Genomic DNA, 16,845 nt, shown 5'->3' with positions numbered 1-16,845 from the left:
GGACTTCCATAAGCCTACCGCAACCTACGGATCGTTGATAAGATGAAGCCCTATCTCTCTAAAAACTCATCAATAGCCTTTATTGCATGCGCAATTCGTTGGTTTCCTAAGCCACCGATCAACCTGTATTTTGCATCCAAAGCCTTTAGTTCCTGGTGCCAAACTTCCATAAAATATTCCCTCTGATTCGGGAAGTCACGAAGCGGATCATCCTGCCAGGGTAAATCAATATCCATCAGGAGATAGAGGTCATAAGGTCTTTTCGGAAGTGCATCCAATACCACCCGGGGCGTTTCACCCAACATCTCATCACTCCAGATTTTTACGGTAACAAACGTGGTATCGCAAATGATGAAGTCGCTTTCAGTAGTAACCAAAATGGCATCCTCCAGCGCAATTTGTCCATAAAACATGTTTACCTCATCCTGTAAAGTATAAGGGGCCGTTAAGTGTTCGCAATAATAGCGGGCATATTCAGGTACCCAGGAAACACCATAATGTTTTGCCAGCAATTGAGACATCGTTGATTTACCCGTGCTCTCTGGCCCGACAATGGCAATTTTTTTAACTAATTTGTTCACGATATGTTTTTCTCCAGTTTAAATATCCATTAAATGCAATGATGATCAGTACAAGATAAAGTAATGCGCTTAGGTTAAGGTTTTTATAAATAAATAGTGGAACGTAACAGATGTTAGCAAAAACCCAGAGTAACCAGTTTTCTAATATTTTCCTGGTGAGGAGAAATTGGGCCGTGAAACTTATAGCCGTGCAAAATCCATCAGCATAAGGCACATTACTATTGGTAAAACGATCCATAAACCAACCTAATAATATGCTTAGCAATGGAATGAAAAGAATAGCTAAAAACGATTGTTTTGCTGTTAACCTAGAAATTGGCCGGTGTTGTTCTACTTTTTTCCTGATCCAGAAATACCAACCATAAACAGCGGTAAATAAGAAATAAATCTGCAGTGTCATATCGCCGTACATCGCTTCTCTGAAAAAAAGTAAGCCATAAGCCACCACGCTGATGATAGAAACCGGCCAGTTCCAGATACTTTCTTTAGCGGCAAGATAAATACAAAGGAAACCAGTAATTACCGCGGCCCATTCCAAAAGCGTTGTCTGCTGGAATTGTGTGGTAACAAATTGAAAAAATGATGCCATTAACACGATCATATTGATCAAAAGTAAAAGAAAAAGCCATAAAAGAAAAAATCCGGTAGAGGAGGGCTCCTCTAACCGGATAATAAACCAAACAAACTATTTATGAAGAAATCCTCATTGCGGTTAACTACTCCGCGGAGGAAGCTTTAGATCTTTTTCTAAAGTATATACAAAACGCATATATGTTCTGCTTATTACAACATTATTGCCAATTATCCTGGTTAGGATCATTCATGACTTAAACATGACTTCGTGTTCTTTTAACACTATATTTATGTTACATTTTAACAGAATTTTAACGATTGTTCATTACTTTTGCGCTCGGTTTACAATTAATATGAAATTTGTACAGGACAATATTTGAGCCTGATTATTTAAAAAAGAATACAGTGTTCAATTTCTGCTACAAACAAATTAGTTGTATGATGCGTTTAAGATGGGCACTATTGAGATGAAATTTTTAGAAAAAAGACTAAAATAAATTAATATGAAAAAGCTGAGTGTTTTTTGCGTGGCATTAATCCTTTCATCTATTCTGTTTGTAGCTTTTACCTTTGTCAAATTAGGCGGTATTGTAGGACGGGTAAGCCATGCCGATGCCGTTTCAGGTATTTCACTGATTGCCGGGCAGGATACGATGACGGTAACAGTTAATCAGGGTAGTTTTTCTTTTACCAATCTGAAAGAAGGTGTTTATACACTTGTGATCAAAGCAAATGCACCCTACAAGGATGCGATTATTGAAAACGTTGCTGTTAAAGACAGTGCCACTACTGATCTGGGTGAAGTCGTATTAAAGCAATAGTTTTGAAAGATAGAAAAAGGAGCGTCAAGCTCCTTTTTTATTTCCCGGAACTTAGGATACCATTGCTCTATGCATCGCCAGCAAGATATTATTGATGGCAAACACCTGTATAACCCTTTCATTAAACCTGGTTTAATCTTCAGAAAAAAGGATAGAAAAGGTTAATTTTATGGATTTGATTTCGGGTATTTTAATTTTAAAAAATTAAACAAAAACTACTTCAAAAAACATATCTTTGCATCCCGACAGAACAGTTGGGATTTTCTCTTCAAAAAGCAAAAAAACCTTCTTGCTTCTTCACCTTTAACAGGTCAAACACTTTAGAATTTTAATCATTGTTTAAGCTTAATCATGCCTAAAGACACTTCAATACGCTCAGTATTAATTATCGGATCGGGACCAATCATTATTGGACAAGCCTGCGAATTTGACTATTCGGGTTCACAAGCGGCACTTTCCTTAAAAGAAGAAGGAATTACCGTTTCCATTATCAACTCTAATCCGGCTACGATTATGACGGATAAGGTTATCGGAGATCATGTTTATCTTCGGCCTTTATCAGTTGATTCCATAGAGGTAATTTTACAGGAGCATATCGACTCTGCAGATTTACCTAGAATTGACGCTGTTTTGCCAACTATGGGCGGTCAAACGGCGCTAAATCTTTGTGTAGAAGCTTCAGAGCGTGGTGTTTGGGAAAAATATGGTGTTAAAGTGATCGGTGTTGATGTAGCAGCTATCGAAAAAACTGAAAACCGTGAATCTTTCCGCCAGTTAATGGTTGATATAGGTGTAGGTGTAGCGCCGTCTAAAATTGCCAACTCATTTTTAGAAGGTAAAGAAGCTGCTCAGGAAATTGGTTTTCCGTTGGTAATTCGTCCGTCTTATACCTTAGGTGGTTCTGGTGGTGGTTTTGTACATAGAAAGGAAGAATTTGACGCTGCACTTAAACGTGGTTTAGAAGCTTCGCCAACACATGAGGTTTTGGTAGAACAAGCTGTTTTAGGCTGGAAAGAATACGAGTTGGAGCTATTGAGAGATAGCAATGATAATGTAATCATTATCTGTTCGATTGAAAACTTCGATCCGATGGGTATCCATACAGGAGATTCCATCACTGTAGCACCAGCGATGACCTTATCTGACCGTTGTTATCAGGAAATGCGTAATCAGGCCATTAAAATGATGCGTGCTATCGGTACTTTTGCCGGTGGGTGTAATGTTCAATTCTCGGTAAATCCTGCAAATGATGACATTATCGCCATCGAAATTAATCCGCGTGTATCCCGTTCATCTGCTTTAGCCAGTAAGGCTACAGGTTATCCAATCGCTAAAATTGCGGCGAAATTAGCTATCGGTTATAACCTGGATGAGATTGAAAATCAAATTACCAAAACAACTTCAGCCTACTTTGAGCCTACTTTAGATTACGTAATCGTTAAAATCCCTCGCTGGAATTTCGATAAATTTAAAGGTGCCAACAAAGAACTGGGTTTACAAATGAAGTCTGTAGGTGAGGTAATGGCGATAGGTCGTACTTTTATCGAAGCTTTACAAAAAGCCTGTCAGAGTTTGGAAATCAACCGTGCAGGTTTAGGTGCTGATGGCAGACAGGTGCGCAACATTGAAGAAATTATGGATGGCCTGGAGCATGCTTCGTGGAACCGTCTGTTTTTAATAAAAGATGCCATGACAATGGGGGTGCCTTTGGAATCTATCCGTAAGGTAACCAAAATTGATAAATGGTTCTTAAACCAGATCCAGGATCTGGTTCTTTTGGAAACTGAATTAAAAAGATATTCATTAAATAACATCCCTCAGGATTTCTTCTTCACCCTGAAACAAAAAGGATTCTCTGATATTCAGATTGCCTGGTTGTTAGGAAATGTTACGGAAGATGAAGTTTACGATCGCCGGAAGGCTTTAGGCATCAACAGGGTGTACAAAATGGTAGATACCTGTGCTGCCGAATTCCCTGCACAAACACCTTACTATTATTCTTCTTTTGATGAGGAAAATGAATCAATCCCTACAGACAACAAAAAAGTAATTGTTTTAGGCTCTGGCCCGAACCGTATTGGTCAGGGTATCGAATTTGATTATTCTTGTGTGCACGGTTTATTAGCCGCTAAAGAATCTGGTTTCGAAGCCATTATGGTTAACTGTAACCCGGAAACAGTTTCTACAGATTTCAACATGGCCGATAAGTTATACTTTGAGCCGGTTTTCTGGGAACATGTTCGTGAAATCATTGAGCTGGAAAAACCAGTTGGTGTGATCGTTCAGTTGGGTGGTCAAACCGCTTTGAAAATGGCTGAAAAATTAACACAACTTGGTGTTAAAATCATCGGAACATCTTTTGAGAACATGGATATCGCTGAAGATCGTGGTCGTTTCTCTGACTTGCTTAAAGAATTAGATATTCCATATCCTAAATATGGTGTAGCAGAAAATGCTGAAGAAGCCATTGTGGTTGCCAATGAAGTAGGTTATCCGGTTCTGGTGCGCCCGAGTTATGTATTAGGCGGACAAGGAATGAGTATCGTGATTAACGATGAAGACCTGGAAAAAGCTGTAGTAAAATTATTGGGCGATTTACCAGGTAACCGTGTATTGATCGATCACTTTTTAGATCGGGCAGAAGAAGCGGAGTCCGATTCGATTTCTGATGGTGATGACGTTCACATTGTTGGGATGATGGAACATATTGAACCAGCGGGGATCCACTCCGGTGATTCGTTTGCCGTATTACCTACTTTTAGCTTGCCTGAATCGGTAACTAAAGCAATGGAAGAGTATTCGGTTAAGATTGCGAAAGCATTAGATGTACGTGGCTTATTGAACATTCAGTTTGCCATCAAAGATGAAAAGGTTTATGTAATCGAGGCTAATCCAAGAGCATCACGTACAGTTCCCTTCATTGCCAAGGCATATGATGTTCCATACATTAACATCGCCGCAAAGATTATGTTAGGGGTAGCGAAATTGAAAGATTTCACCATCGAACGGAAGTTAAAAGGATATGCGATTAAAGAGCCGGTGTTCTCTTACGAGAAGTTCCCTGAGGTGACGAAAGAATTAGGTCCGGAAATGAAATCTACAGGTGAGGCCATTCGCTTCATTAAAGATCTGGAAGATCCTTACTTCCGTAAACTTTACAAAGATAAATCAATGTATTTGAGTAAATAAATAGCCAAGGGCGATGGAAACATCGCCCTTTTTGCTGTAAAGTGTGCTGGTAAATAGGGAGGCATTAATATCAAATCATTAATATTATTAATTCTTCATCCTGTTTTGCTCATCTTCTGAACCGGTAGAGCGGCGGCGGGCTGGTTTAATTTCTTTACCAAACCGGTACGTGAAACTTATTCTGCCAATCTGGCTTTCATTTTTCTGATGTACTTCATATTTTAAACCCGGGTAAGCGCTGGAGATATCATTTTTATAAGTATTAAAGATATCCGATAAAGCCAATTTCAATGAAGCTTTTTTATCCAGGAATGATTTACTCAAACCCGCATCAATGGAATAGCGTGATTTAATTCTCAGTGTTCCATAATCCAGTGGTGATTCGTAACTGCCGTTTAATTCTGCTGTAAGGCCGCTTGCGATGATAAAGTTTTGTTGAGATTTAAACTGGAAGGAAGTCTTTCCTGTTTTTAGGGCTACACCAGCTAAATCCGGGGCTTCAAAACTCAGGTAAAAAACATTTAGGTTATTATTCATCGACCACCATTTGGCCACCTGAACGGGGATATTCAGGTTGGCATTATAACTGGTGTTTTTTGCTAAGTTTTCATTGGTTTGAAACAACGCTTTTTGAGCAGAATCTGGTAGTAAAACTTCTGTTATCACATCATTGGTTCTGCTATAACCTACCGAGAGCATATATTTCTGCATGAAAGTGTAACTCAGTTCCATATTGTTGGTATACTGCGGTTTTAAAAATGGATTACCTTTATTGTAGGTATATTGATCCAGGTAATAAACAAATGGGTTTAAAGCATCATAGCTTGGGCGATCTATCCTGCGGCTATAGGAAAATCCTAACTGATTATTTTTAGAAAGTGTTTGTTGCACGAATAATGTCGGGAAAAAATCGAAATAATCCCGTTCAACTATCGTATTGGTGGTAACCAGATTCCCTTTAGAATTGGTTTGCTCCACTCTTAAACCAAGCTGGATACTGGTGTTTTTAAATTGCTTGTTAATGTTTGTATAGGCTGCATTTACATTCTCATCATAAACAAATTGATTGCTGCGGCGAACATCATTTTGCCAGATGTTATTAACCAGTTCCTCAGCCTGCAAATCATTATCTGTTTTTACCCAGCTGCTTTTTAAGCCTGCTTCAAGCTTTATGGTTTTACTTAATGAAACATTATAATCAATTTTAAAGGTTTTTATATCAATTTTGGATGGTGTACCATTTCTGGTATAATTAACAGGGCGAATTCTATTGCCATTAGCGAACATATAATCATTTTCATATGCAGAACCATCGTTTCCATTGTATTTTGAGTAATCAAAGTCAGCTGAAATTTCAGAACCTGCGGTATCCAGAATCGATTTATAGTTAAGGTTATAAGAAATATTATTGTATTTATTGGTTTGCAAACTATTAGATGCCAGTGTTGAATCTACTTTTTGGAAAGACGGGCCAATTAAAGTATTGTTTTTCGAAGCTTCCGTTCCGTGGTTAAAATAGCCGTTCACCAACACCCCAATAGTATTATTTTTATTGATGAAGTAATCTAAACCAGTTTTAAAATTATTGTTTTGCTGCTTCCGTAAGCTTGATCCGGCCTGCATGAAATAAGTATCGGGTGTGCCGTTAGAAATCCTGTCAATGGTGATGATGTTTTCACGCGTAGTTTTGCCGTAGTTATAGTTCCCGAAAAGATTTAGCTTTTTTGTTCTGTGGTTCAGGTTTAAGCCTGTATTGCCTCTAAAGTTTTTACCATATCCGGCCGTAGCATTTAAACTTCCATTGGTGCCGCCAGCTTTGTTTTTCTTGGTTTTAATATTGATGATACCTGAATTTCCGGCTGCATCGTATTTGGATGATGGATTGGTAATCAATTCTATGGTTTCTATCTCTGAACTTTGCATGTTTCGAAGTAAGTTGGCTACATCTGCACTACTCATGTAAGTTTGTTTTCCATCAAGCTGAATTAATACACCTTGCTTTCCCTGCATTGAAATATTATCATTCTGATCTACCGAAACACCTGGTGCTTTTTGTAAAACCTCCAGTGCCGTAGATCCTGTCATGATGGAACTGCCGGATACATTCATTACCACTTTATCCATCTTTCTCTCAATTAATGGTTTGGTTACTGCGATACTAACTTCCTTTAAATCTTGCGTGCTGGAAACCAGTTGTGCCGAACCAAAATCTACTTTTTGATTTTCATCGGTAAGGGTAATGGTTTTACTTTTAAACGTTTTATAGCCCATATTACTGGCTTTGTAGAAATAAGTTCCTTTTGCACTTACGTTAAAGCCGAAAACACCATTCTGATCTGTAAAACTGGTTTTTACAATACTTGAGTCGGCTGCTTTATATAATACTACTGTTGCATAATCTACTGGTTTTTTCTGCTCATTAAGAATAATTCCCTTTAGGTTAGGCTGAGGTGAAGTTTGCGCAAACAAACTTCCTGAAGAGCAGGCAGCAAAGATGATGAAGGATATTTTATATAAAATTTTCATTTGTTTAGGTTTAAAGTTAAAAATCCAGGCCAAATAATTCCCATAACGCATCTGTATCCGTTTTCTATTTTTTGCCTTTATCTTTATAGTTTAGCCTGGAAACGAATTGTTCCCATTGTTTAGTTATCAGTAAGACGAACGTTTGTTTAAAAGGTTACGCCGTTTTCAAAAAAAAAGAAAATCCCTGATTGAAAGACGAATATTAGTCTTCAAATCAGGGATTTATTTGACACATTAAAAAACGATGTGTGGTTTTTTATTGCTATTATTTAACGCCTAATACGTCTACACCTTGTTCAAAAACAACATCAACAGGAATGTTTTTTCTGGTCAGGCGGTCAAGGTCTTGCTGTAGTGTAGCCGGAATAACTGCTTTTTCTTTTTGCGTTTTCTCGACAGCTGCTTTATCTCCGTTTCCCTGTAAAGTGATGATTAATGCACTGAGCTCATTCATTGCAGAACCAAATTTTTCGAAATTAACTTTATAGGTTCCTTTGGAGGTTCGCTCGAAAGCACCTTTCTCTGCAAAGTAATTAAAGCATTGCATGTTGGCTTTACCATGTGCTTCTGAAACGCCAAAACGAACTGATCTTAAAATACCTGCCATAAATGTGGTGTAATAGTCTTTGATATCGCCTTGTAATTCACCTTTTTTCAGCAAGCCGGTAACCATATACAAGCCTAAAATATCGGCTTTGCCTTCTTCCAGCCAGCTGTATTGTTCTTTTAAAGCCTCACGAACAAAACCTTTCCCGGTAACGGTTTTTTTAATGCCCAAACCATGTGCAACCTCATGAAACATTACATTGGCAAAAAAAGCATCGAACTTGATGTATTGCTGCTGATCTAAGTCTATTAGTTCTTTAGATATTGGAAGAAGGATTTTATCAAATTTTGCCTGCATCGCATTTTTTAGCTGCGAACGGCGGGTTCCTTTTTCCTGCTGAATTTTTTCATCGTTTGGAAGGTTAACGGCAATGGTTTTTGAGCCTGCATTGCAATCTCCGGCATAATACACCACATCATAGGCATTCAATTCAGAATCTGTACCAGGAGTTTCGGTTTTGTATTTTGCTGGTACCGGAAGATTCTTTTGTAACTCTGGCAATAGCTTTACATATTTTGCCAAGCGCTTACTCCATTCTTTATCTTTGATTAAAACATAAGCTTCGTAACTGGTACGGGCATTAAAGAGCTTGTCTTCATAGTTTTCAATCGGACCAATGATAATATCCAGGCCATTTGTTTTCATGTCCAGCCAGGCATAATCACTGGCGGTAAACTTATCCGTTACTAAGGCATCAGCCCGTAAGTTTAAATATTTTTTTAAACCAGCATCTTCTGCAATTAATGCTGCTTGTTTCAAAAGGGAACTTGCTCTTTGTAATTCGGAAGCGAATAATACATGATAAGGAACAGTAATGAATTTTCCGAGGCTATCTTTTTTTACTACAGAATACGCGCCATATTTATCTGCTAATTCAGCTTTTTCAATTTCCTCCTTGGTAGTGCCATATGGATAAAATGAAGCACCTTCAGGTTTATTTACCACGCCGGCAACAAAAGGCTTATCATTGTTGAGTCTATCCCATGGCCCATAATTAATGTTAACAAATTCACGGGTTTTTTCATCCTTAACTGTTGCCAGTAAGCTATCTCGTTGCGGATAGGCCTGTTTCCAGTAGAGTTCATCCATAATTTCAGCCGCCTGAATAAGAAGCGGCAAAATTTTGCGGTCATTAATACTAAGCTGATTAAGGTTTGTGCTGAGCTTTACCCGCTCGTATATAGGGAGCCGACTGGCTACATAATCTGTTAAGCTATCTTTTTGTACAACAGTTACTTTTTCTTCGGTGGGTTTGCTATTGTTGGTGCAAGCCGTAAATAAACTTGCAGAACAGGCTATTGCCGATACAAATAGTATAGGTTTGTATAGTTTTTTCATGATTAAGATATATCGCGACTAAATTACTAAAATTTGAAAGCTTTGTATAAAGTTTGATGTAATGGATGAAGTTTAATATAACTTTGTACCTTCATATTTTATTTATTCATATCATGTTTCCTGTAAAATCTTATTCTCTTAAAAGTACTTCTGTTTTGGCTCTGGCATTATTCTTATCTTCCTGCAGTACGAATAAATATGCTGCAACAGAAAAGATTTATAAGCAAAAGAGTAAAGAATTTGCCAATATAATTTCGGCTACACCGCCCGAAGGTCAGTTATATGATCTCCAAAATGCAACAAATCAAACCTGGGTGGGTTCTGTAAATTTTGGGATACGTAAACCTAATTTTGTTATCCTTCACCACACTGCCCAGGATAGCTTAGCCCAAACCATCAAGACCTTTCATTCTACTAAGGCAGAAGTTAGTGCACATTATGTGATTGGCCGTGATGGAAAAGTAGTGCATATGGTAAATGATTATCTGCGATCAAACCATGCCGGCATTGGGAAATGGGGAAAGGATACAGACTTAAACTCTTCCTCCATTGGTATTGAACTGGATAACAACGGAACAACAGACCCATGGCCGGATGCACAAATTAACAGCCTGGTGAAATTACTGGAGACCTTAAAAAAAGCTTATAATATTCCGACTGCGAATTTCATAGGCCATTCTGATATTGCCCCTAAACGCAAGCCTGACCCAAATAAATTTCCATGGAAAAAATTAGCTTTAAAAGGCTTTGGTTATTGGTATGATGATGTGCTTAAAAACCCTCCGGCAGATTTTGATGGACCAAATGCATTAAAATTAATGGGTTATGATACCAGCGATTTAGGCGCCGCAATAGTTGGGTTTAAACGCCACTTTATACAAAGCGATATTACACCTAAGCTTACGCCGGTTGATTTATTGGTATTGTATAATGTGTATACGAAATACTAAAAAGGATGAGGGTAGGAAGGTTGATGGTAGAAGGGTTGATCTCTGTGTTCCCATGACAATTCTTAAGCAATTAAGCATAAAAAACACGGATAAATCTAAGTTTATCCGTGTTTATCTTTCATTATACCTAAACTATTTAGGTTTCTTAAAAGTATCTTTCAAAGTAACCGTCCGGTTAAAAACCAGTTTTTCAGATGTAGAATCTTTATCTAAACAGAAATATCCTTTTCTGATAAACTGATAACGGCTATCTAAATCGGCATGAGCCAAAGCAGGCTCGATGTAAGCATTTGGAAGAACCGTTAAGCTTTCCGGATTTAAGTAATCCTTAAAATCACCTTCTTCCGCATCTGGTGTTTCAGAAGTAAACAGGCGATCATATAATCTGATTTCTGCTGTTTTAGCATGTTGAACACTCACCCAATGAATGGTTCCCTTAACATTGATGCCACTGGTATCATTTCCACTTTTTGATTCCGGAATATAGGTGCAGTGAATTTCAGTTACATTGCCATTTTCGTCTTTAACAAAATCCTCACACTTGACAATATACGCAAACTTTAAGCGCACCATTGCTCCTGGTGCCAAACGGAACCATTTTTTAGCAGGCACTTCCATAAAATCTTCGCGCTCAATCCAGAGTTCATTGCTGAAAGGAATAATGCGGGTACCACCGCCATCTTCCGCTTCAGGATTATTTTCACCGATTAAGTCTTCAGTTCCTTTTTCATAATTGGTGATCACCAGTTTGATTGGATCTAAAACGGCCATTACACGATTGGCCGTTTTATTTAAATCCTCACGGATGCAAAATTCCAGCAAGCTTAGTTCTATCAGGTTTTCACGCTTGGCAATACCTATTCGTTCACAAAATTCACGGACACTTTTCGGCGTAAAGCCTCTTCTGCGCAAACCAGAAATGGTTGGCATACGTGGATCATCCCAGCCGTTAACTAAGTTTTCATTTACCAGTTGCAGTAATTTGCGTTTACTCATTACCGTTGAGGTAAGGTTTAAACGTGCAAATTCATATTGTTTAGATGGAAAAATTTCTAATTTCTCTATAAACCAATCGTAAAGTTCACGGTGCGAAACATATTCTAATGTACAAATGGAGTGCGTGATGTTTTCAATACTGTCACTTTGCCCGTGTGCAAAATCGTACATAGGGTAAATGCACCACTTGCTGCCCGTACGGTGATGTTCAGCATGTTTAATGCGGTAAATAATTGGATCGCGCATCAACATATTTGGGCTGGCCATATCTATCTTCGCCCGTAAAATATATGCACCATCAGCAAATTCACCATTTTTCATTTTTGTGAAAATGTCTAAATTTTCTTCAATACTGCGGTTACGGTATGGGCTATCCTGTCCGGGTTCAGTAGGTGTGCCTTTTAAGGCAGCAATCTCATCAGCTGAACTTTCATCAGCATATGCCAGTCCTTTTTCAATAAGCTTAACTGCAAAAGCATACAATTCATCAAAATAATCTGATGCATACAGTTCATTCTTCCAGTTAAAGCCCAGCCATTTAATATCTTCCTGCTGGCTGTTTACATACTCTGTTTTTTCTGTAACCGGGTTGGTATCATCAAAACGCAAATTAGTGTAACCACCGTATTTTTGTGTTAGTCCGAAGTTCAGGCATATCGCTTTTGCATGGCCAATGTGTAAGTAGCCATTGGGTTCAGGTGGAAAACGCGTTACCAGAGTTTTATACTTACCACTGTTTAGGTCGTTCTCAACAATTTCTTCAATAAAGTTCAATGACTTTTCTTCACTCATAAAAAGCTGTAAATTAGGAATGCAAAGGTAAAAAGATTGAGCGTATTTAGGTAATGATTAGAAAATAGAAAATGTATAAATAGGGAATTAAGTAGTAACTTAATGAATAGGGAGTTGGAAACGGTAAATAAATGGAGCTTGCTTTGCTCTTCATCATTTCCCATCTATAGGCAGGAACGTAAAAATAGAGAATGGGCTGGAAATCTATTTTTATTATTGATTTCCCGTTACCTATTCTCTATTCACATAAAAGAAAAATCAATACATTTACATCAATTTAATATTACCATGAGCAAAGTATTAAACAGACCAATACGCGTTTTAGTCGCGAAGGTTGGATTAGATGGGCACGATAGAGGTGCCAAGGTAATTGCCACATCACTACGCGATGCCGGGATGGAAGTAATATATACGGGCTTGCGGCAAACCCCAGAAATGGTTGTAAATACCGCATTGCAGGAAGATGTGGATGCAATAGGCATATCTATACTTTCTGGGGCACACATGACCATCTTTCCAAAAATTATTCATTTTATGAAAGAAAAACAGCTCGACGACGTTTTGTTAACAGGTGGGGGGATTATACCTGAATCGGACCGGATGAAACTTGCGGAAATTGGTGTCGGAGAATTATTTCCGCCAGGAACCACCATGGCCAGTATTGTAGCATACATTCAGAATTGGGTAGCAGAAAACAGAAATTTTTAAATTATGACATATCAGCATTTAATATCAGAGATAAAAGAGAATATTCTTTATGTGACCATCAATCGCGAAAGGGCATTAAATGCCTTAAACAAAGAAACGCTAGCTGAACTGGCAAAAGTAGTTTCATTTGCAAATGAAACTGCAGAGGTGAAAGGTGTGATTTTGACGGGCGCAGGCGAAAAAGCTTTTGTTGCCGGAGCCGATATTAAAGAATTTTCGGAGTACAATGCCGAACAAGGGAAAGCACTGGCGAGAAATGGGCAACGTGATGTTTTTAATGCTATTGAAAATTCACTAAAACCTTTTATCGCAGCCATTAATGGTTTTGCTTTGGGCGGCGGATTAGAACTTGCCATGGCCTGCCACATGCGCATTGCATCCTCACATGCGAAACTCGGTTTACCTGAAGTTACGCTGGGGTTAATTCCGGGTTATGGTGGAACACAAAGGCTAACCCAACTGGTTGGGAAGGGGAAAGCCATTGAACTAATTACCACGGCTGGTATGATCTCTGCAGACGAAGCCCTGAAAATAGGTTTGGTAAACCATACAGTCGATCCATCTGATTTGATGAATAAAGCAACTGAAATTTTAAACCTGATTAAACAACGCGCGCCATTGGCCGTATCTGCTGCCATAAAAGCGGTTAATACTTGTGTTAATGAATTAAATGGTTATGACGTTGAAATAGAAGAATTTGGGAAATGTTTCGAAACAAGTGACTTTAAAGAAGGTGTTTCTGCATTTATTGATAAGCGGAAAGCGCACTTTAAGGGAATTTAGGATTGTAAATTGCTCTTAAAATATGTTTGTTTTAATTAATCATTGATCTTTATAATTTCTAAATTATCGCTCTATTTAGGAATGCTTGCTGCTAATCTGGAGGTTTTTAGCTAAACAATTAGTAAACGCTCATGAATAAAAAGATTTTAATAGTAGATGATGAAATAAGTATAGGGTTATTCCTGTCTAAATTTTTAACAAAGAATGGTTTCGAAGTGTCAAACGCTATATCGGGTGCCGCTGCGATGGAGATTTTATCACAGGAAACGTTCGACTTGATTATCTGCGATTATCGTCTTAATGATACCGATGGGCGTGAAATTTTAATTAAAGTAAAGGATAAACATCCATCCACAATTGTCATCATTATTACCGGTTATTCAGATGTAAAACTTGCCGTAGAGTTGATTAAACTTGGTGCATATGACTATATTACCAAACCCCTGTATCCTGATAAAATTTTAGCGGCTATTCATACTGCACTCGAAAGTCAGAAAAGCTTAAAGGAAATTGTATTGCAGGCTAATGCAAAAGATGTTGCAGAATACGAGACAGATCCTGTTGATTTTATTTGCGGCCAAAGCGAAGCCTCTTGCGAACTGCTGAAGGAAATTCATTTGATTGCACCAACATCCTATAGTATAATTTTAACAGGTAAAAGTGGAACCGGAAAAGAATGTGTAGCTAAAGCAATTCATTCCAACAGTTTAAGAAAAGATAAGCCTTTTATCGCTATGGATTGTGGTTCATTAACGAAAGAACTTGCAGGAAGCGAATTTTTCGGACATGAAAAGGGTGCCTATACCGGAGCCTTGTTTACCAAAATTGGCCATTTTGAGCAGGCTAATGGAGGTACTTTGTTTTTGGATGAAGTTGGAAATTTGTCCTATGAAATTCAAGCCGTTCTGTTAAGGGCCGTTCAGGAACGCAAAGTGAAGCGCATCGGAAGTACAAAAGAAATTGATATCGATGTTCGTATTATCGTAGCAACCAATGAAAATATTGCTTTGAACATTAATAAAGGAACATTCAGAGAGGATTTATTTCACCGTTTTAATGAGTATTCTATTCATCTGCCATCACTTAAAGAGCGTGGAAATGACATTTTAATTTTTGCGGCTAAATTTTTAATGGTCGCAAACCTGGAGCTGAATAAAAAAATTAAAGGTTTTTCTGAAGGAGTAAAAACATGCTTCCTGAATTATAGCTGGCCGGGTAATATCCGCGAATTAAAAAATGTAGTCAGAAGATTAGCCCTGCTAACTGATGGAAACGAAATCCAGGTTGATGTTCTGCCATTGGAATTATCAAATTATACTGGTCGTGAGGAAAAGCATAAAAATGGTATTGAAGCGATTAATCCATCGAAAGCCTTAAAAAATGCAGCGAAGGAAGCAGAATATGATGCCATTCTAAATGCTTTAATAAAGGTTAATTTTAATAAAACCAAGGCAGCACAAATTTTAAATATTGACAGGAAGACACTCTATAATAAAATGAAAGGCCTTAAATTAAATGAAGCCTTTAAAACTGAAGATCGCTAAAAACAAATTGCAGGGTTTTGCTATTTAAATGTTGCAGTGCTTCTAAATTATGTCCGTATTTTCTTATAAACAGCGTCAGAATATTAATCTTGTGATCATCATAGCACTTGGTGTGCTGATTGCCTATTCATTAAAAGATATATTTTCTGCCATACTATCTACACTGGTCTTATACACCATTATGCGTCCGGTATATATTTATCTGGCCGAAGTAAAAAACTGGAATAAGCGTATTGTGGCCATTATGCTCATTACCATTAGTATAGTGCTGATTATATTGCCTTTTTATGCATTAAGCAGTATGGTGATCAGTAAAATTTCAGAGTTAAGGAGTAATGAAATTTTCTTTAAAAATTTACTGGTTAAAATTCAGCACCTGCTTCCTTTAAAAATTAATGAAAATTTAATTCAGGAAGGTTTAAACCGGCTGGGTAACTGGGCCACACAGCTTTTCCCGTCTTTAATTTCAAGCGCAGTAAATATCATATTGAGTTTGCTGGTGATGTATTTCCTGCTTTACTTTATGCTGATAGAACGAAAGCAATTTGAATTCTCTCTGGTTAAGTATGCCCCTTTCAGAGAACAGAATGCACTTCGTTTTGGCGATGAAATGAAAAATACTACTTATGCAAATGTACTTGGCCAGGGGCTGATTTGTTTGGTTCAGGGTTCGCTTGTCAGTTTATCTTTTTATGTTTTGGGTTATCAGGATCCTGTTTTCTGGGGTGTAATTACTACATTTATTTCTTTCGTGCCTGTTTTGGGCCCTCCGGTAGTATTTGTTCCGGCTGCTATTCTTCAAATTGTGAACGGACATAATTTTGAAGGTTGGGCAATGCTGATTTTTGGTTTCGTGGTGATTATAAATATTGATAACGTGCTAAGGTTTGTTATTGCTAAAAAAGTAGGCAACATTCATCCCATCATCACCGTAATTGGCGTAATTATTGGTATCCCATTATTTGGGATTCTGGGGCTCGTTTTTGGGCCGCTTTTGCTATCTTACTTTATATTGCTGATTAAAATTTATGAAACGAGCACGCTTGCCTCAGAAAGATTAGAAAGAATTAAAACAAATAATGAGCATAATGAGTTATAAATTACAGCTTAACAATTAAATAATATAGTAATCCTTATATTGTAAACGTTAAACCCTTAAAATACATAATTATGAATGATAACTCAAAAGTTGTAGTTGCCCTTTTAGCAGGATTAGCTGCCGGTGCCGCCTTAGGTATTTTATTTGCACCTGATAAAGGTGACGAAACCCGCGATAAATTAAGCCAGTCTTTAAAAGATTTAGGCGATTCTATTAAAGATAAAGCTGCTGATGAAATTAACAGTCTGTCCAGCCTGAAAGATAAAGTCGTGACCTCAATTAAAACCAAATTGAGAAGTGTTGAAGAGGAGTATAGTGACGACGTAGAGCACGCATAA

The 16,845-nt window shown here is 37.8% G+C and carries 13 protein-coding genes; 8 read left to right on the top strand and 5 right to left on the bottom strand.

The genetic code is table 11. The features are described 5' to 3' along the window. Positions 1–50: 50 nt before the first annotated feature. Complete coding sequence (locus OQX64_RS13980; protein WP_265819244.1) at positions 51–581, bottom strand: ATP-binding protein; 531 nt, start codon at positions 579–581, stop codon at positions 51–53. Continuing rightward, complete coding sequence (gene pnuC, locus OQX64_RS13975; RefSeq protein ID WP_265819243.1) at positions 565–1,170, bottom strand: nicotinamide riboside transporter PnuC; 606 nt, start codon at positions 1,168–1,170, stop codon at positions 565–567. The genes OQX64_RS13980 and pnuC overlap by 17 nt, the downstream gene beginning before the upstream one ends. A 487-nt stretch (positions 1,171–1,657) precedes the next feature. Here pnuC and OQX64_RS13970 point away from each other — a divergent pair, with 487 nt between their 5' ends. Then, positions 1,658–1,975 (top strand): carboxypeptidase-like regulatory domain-containing protein, encoded by a 318-nt coding sequence (locus OQX64_RS13970; RefSeq protein WP_088299754.1) that lies wholly within the window; start codon positions 1,658–1,660, stop codon positions 1,973–1,975. Positions 1,976–2,326: 351 nt separating this feature from the next. After that, positions 2,327–5,164, top strand: a complete 2,838-nt coding sequence (carB, locus tag OQX64_RS13965; protein ID WP_265819242.1) for a carbamoyl-phosphate synthase large subunit — start codon at positions 2,327–2,329, stop codon at positions 5,162–5,164. A gap of 87 nt (positions 5,165–5,251) precedes the next feature. On the opposite strand, the gene OQX64_RS13960 is transcribed toward carB, so the two are convergent. Next, positions 5,252–7,690: an outer membrane beta-barrel protein gene (locus OQX64_RS13960; RefSeq protein ID WP_265819241.1), complete on the bottom strand. Its 2,439-nt coding sequence runs from the start codon at positions 7,688–7,690 to the stop codon at positions 5,252–5,254. 265 nt (positions 7,691–7,955) lie between these two features. Next, positions 7,956–9,635 carry a dipeptidyl-peptidase 3 family protein gene (locus tag OQX64_RS13955; RefSeq protein WP_265819240.1) on the bottom strand — a complete coding sequence of 560 codons (1,680 nt, stop codon included), beginning with the start codon at positions 9,633–9,635 and terminating at the stop codon, positions 7,956–7,958. 113 nt (positions 9,636–9,748) lie between these two features. Between OQX64_RS13955 and OQX64_RS13950 the strand changes: the two genes are divergently transcribed. Further along, a complete protein-coding gene (locus OQX64_RS13950) occupies positions 9,749–10,585 on the top strand; it encodes an N-acetylmuramoyl-L-alanine amidase (protein WP_265819624.1) in 837 nt (278 codons plus the stop codon). Between the two features lie 132 nt (positions 10,586–10,717). Here the strand turns inward: OQX64_RS13950 and OQX64_RS13945 are convergent, their stop codons facing one another. Continuing rightward, positions 10,718–12,373 (bottom strand): glutamine--tRNA ligase/YqeY domain fusion protein, encoded by a 1,656-nt coding sequence (locus OQX64_RS13945; RefSeq protein ID WP_088299750.1) that lies wholly within the window; start codon positions 12,371–12,373, stop codon positions 10,718–10,720. A gap of 288 nt (positions 12,374–12,661) precedes the next feature. Here OQX64_RS13945 and OQX64_RS13940 point away from each other — a divergent pair, with 288 nt between their 5' ends. The 5 genes from OQX64_RS13940 (at position 12,662) to OQX64_RS13920 (ending at position 16,845) form a co-directional block, all read left to right on the top strand. Further along, complete coding sequence (locus OQX64_RS13940; RefSeq protein WP_088299749.1) at positions 12,662–13,081, top strand: cobalamin B12-binding domain-containing protein; 420 nt, start codon at positions 12,662–12,664, stop codon at positions 13,079–13,081. Positions 13,082–13,084: 3 nt separating this feature from the next. Beyond that, positions 13,085–13,864, top strand: a complete 780-nt coding sequence (locus tag OQX64_RS13935; protein ID WP_265819239.1) for an enoyl-CoA hydratase-related protein — start codon at positions 13,085–13,087, stop codon at positions 13,862–13,864. Positions 13,865–13,995: 131 nt separating this feature from the next. Beyond that, a complete protein-coding gene (locus OQX64_RS13930) occupies positions 13,996–15,408 on the top strand; it encodes a sigma-54-dependent transcriptional regulator (protein ID WP_265819238.1) in 1,413 nt (470 codons plus the stop codon). A 49-nt stretch (positions 15,409–15,457) separates the two neighbouring features. Then, positions 15,458–16,507 (top strand): AI-2E family transporter, encoded by a 1,050-nt coding sequence (locus tag OQX64_RS13925; RefSeq protein ID WP_265819237.1) that lies wholly within the window; start codon positions 15,458–15,460, stop codon positions 16,505–16,507. A gap of 71 nt (positions 16,508–16,578) precedes the next feature. After that, positions 16,579–16,845 carry a YtxH domain-containing protein gene (locus OQX64_RS13920; RefSeq protein WP_088299745.1) on the top strand — a complete coding sequence of 89 codons (267 nt, stop codon included), beginning with the start codon at positions 16,579–16,581 and terminating at the stop codon, positions 16,843–16,845.

The organism is Pedobacter sp. GR22-10, from assembly GCF_026239715.1.
Lineage (GTDB): Bacteria > Bacteroidota > Bacteroidia > Sphingobacteriales > Sphingobacteriaceae > Pedobacter.
This window is presented reverse-complemented; position numbering and strand designations above follow the sequence as displayed.

Excerpts from the sequence above, each read along its gene's own strand:
- pnuC (WP_265819243.1), bottom strand. The coding sequence starts at position 1,170 with ATGGCATCATTTTTTCAATTTGTTACCACACAATTCCAGCAGACAACG.
- OQX64_RS13970 (WP_088299754.1), top strand. The coding sequence starts at position 1,658 with ATGAAAAAGCTGAGTGTTTTTTGCGTGGCATTAATCCTTTCATCTATT.
- carB (WP_265819242.1), top strand. The coding sequence starts at position 2,327 with ATGCCTAAAGACACTTCAATACGCTCAGTATTAATTATCGGATCGGGA.
- OQX64_RS13960 (WP_265819241.1), bottom strand. The coding sequence starts at position 7,690 with ATGAAAATTTTATATAAAATATCCTTCATCATCTTTGCTGCCTGCTCT.
- OQX64_RS13955 (WP_265819240.1), bottom strand. The coding sequence starts at position 9,635 with ATGAAAAAACTATACAAACCTATACTATTTGTATCGGCAATAGCCTGT.
- OQX64_RS13950 (WP_265819624.1), top strand. The coding sequence starts at position 9,749 with ATGTTTCCTGTAAAATCTTATTCTCTTAAAAGTACTTCTGTTTTGGCT.
- OQX64_RS13945 (WP_088299750.1), bottom strand. The coding sequence starts at position 12,373 with ATGAGTGAAGAAAAGTCATTGAACTTTATTGAAGAAATTGTTGAGAAC.
- OQX64_RS13940 (WP_088299749.1), top strand. The coding sequence starts at position 12,662 with ATGAGCAAAGTATTAAACAGACCAATACGCGTTTTAGTCGCGAAGGTT.
- OQX64_RS13935 (WP_265819239.1), top strand. The coding sequence starts at position 13,085 with ATGACATATCAGCATTTAATATCAGAGATAAAAGAGAATATTCTTTAT.
- OQX64_RS13930 (WP_265819238.1), top strand. The coding sequence starts at position 13,996 with ATGAATAAAAAGATTTTAATAGTAGATGATGAAATAAGTATAGGGTTA.
- OQX64_RS13925 (WP_265819237.1), top strand. The coding sequence starts at position 15,458 with ATGTCCGTATTTTCTTATAAACAGCGTCAGAATATTAATCTTGTGATC.
- OQX64_RS13920 (WP_088299745.1), top strand. The coding sequence starts at position 16,579 with ATGAATGATAACTCAAAAGTTGTAGTTGCCCTTTTAGCAGGATTAGCT.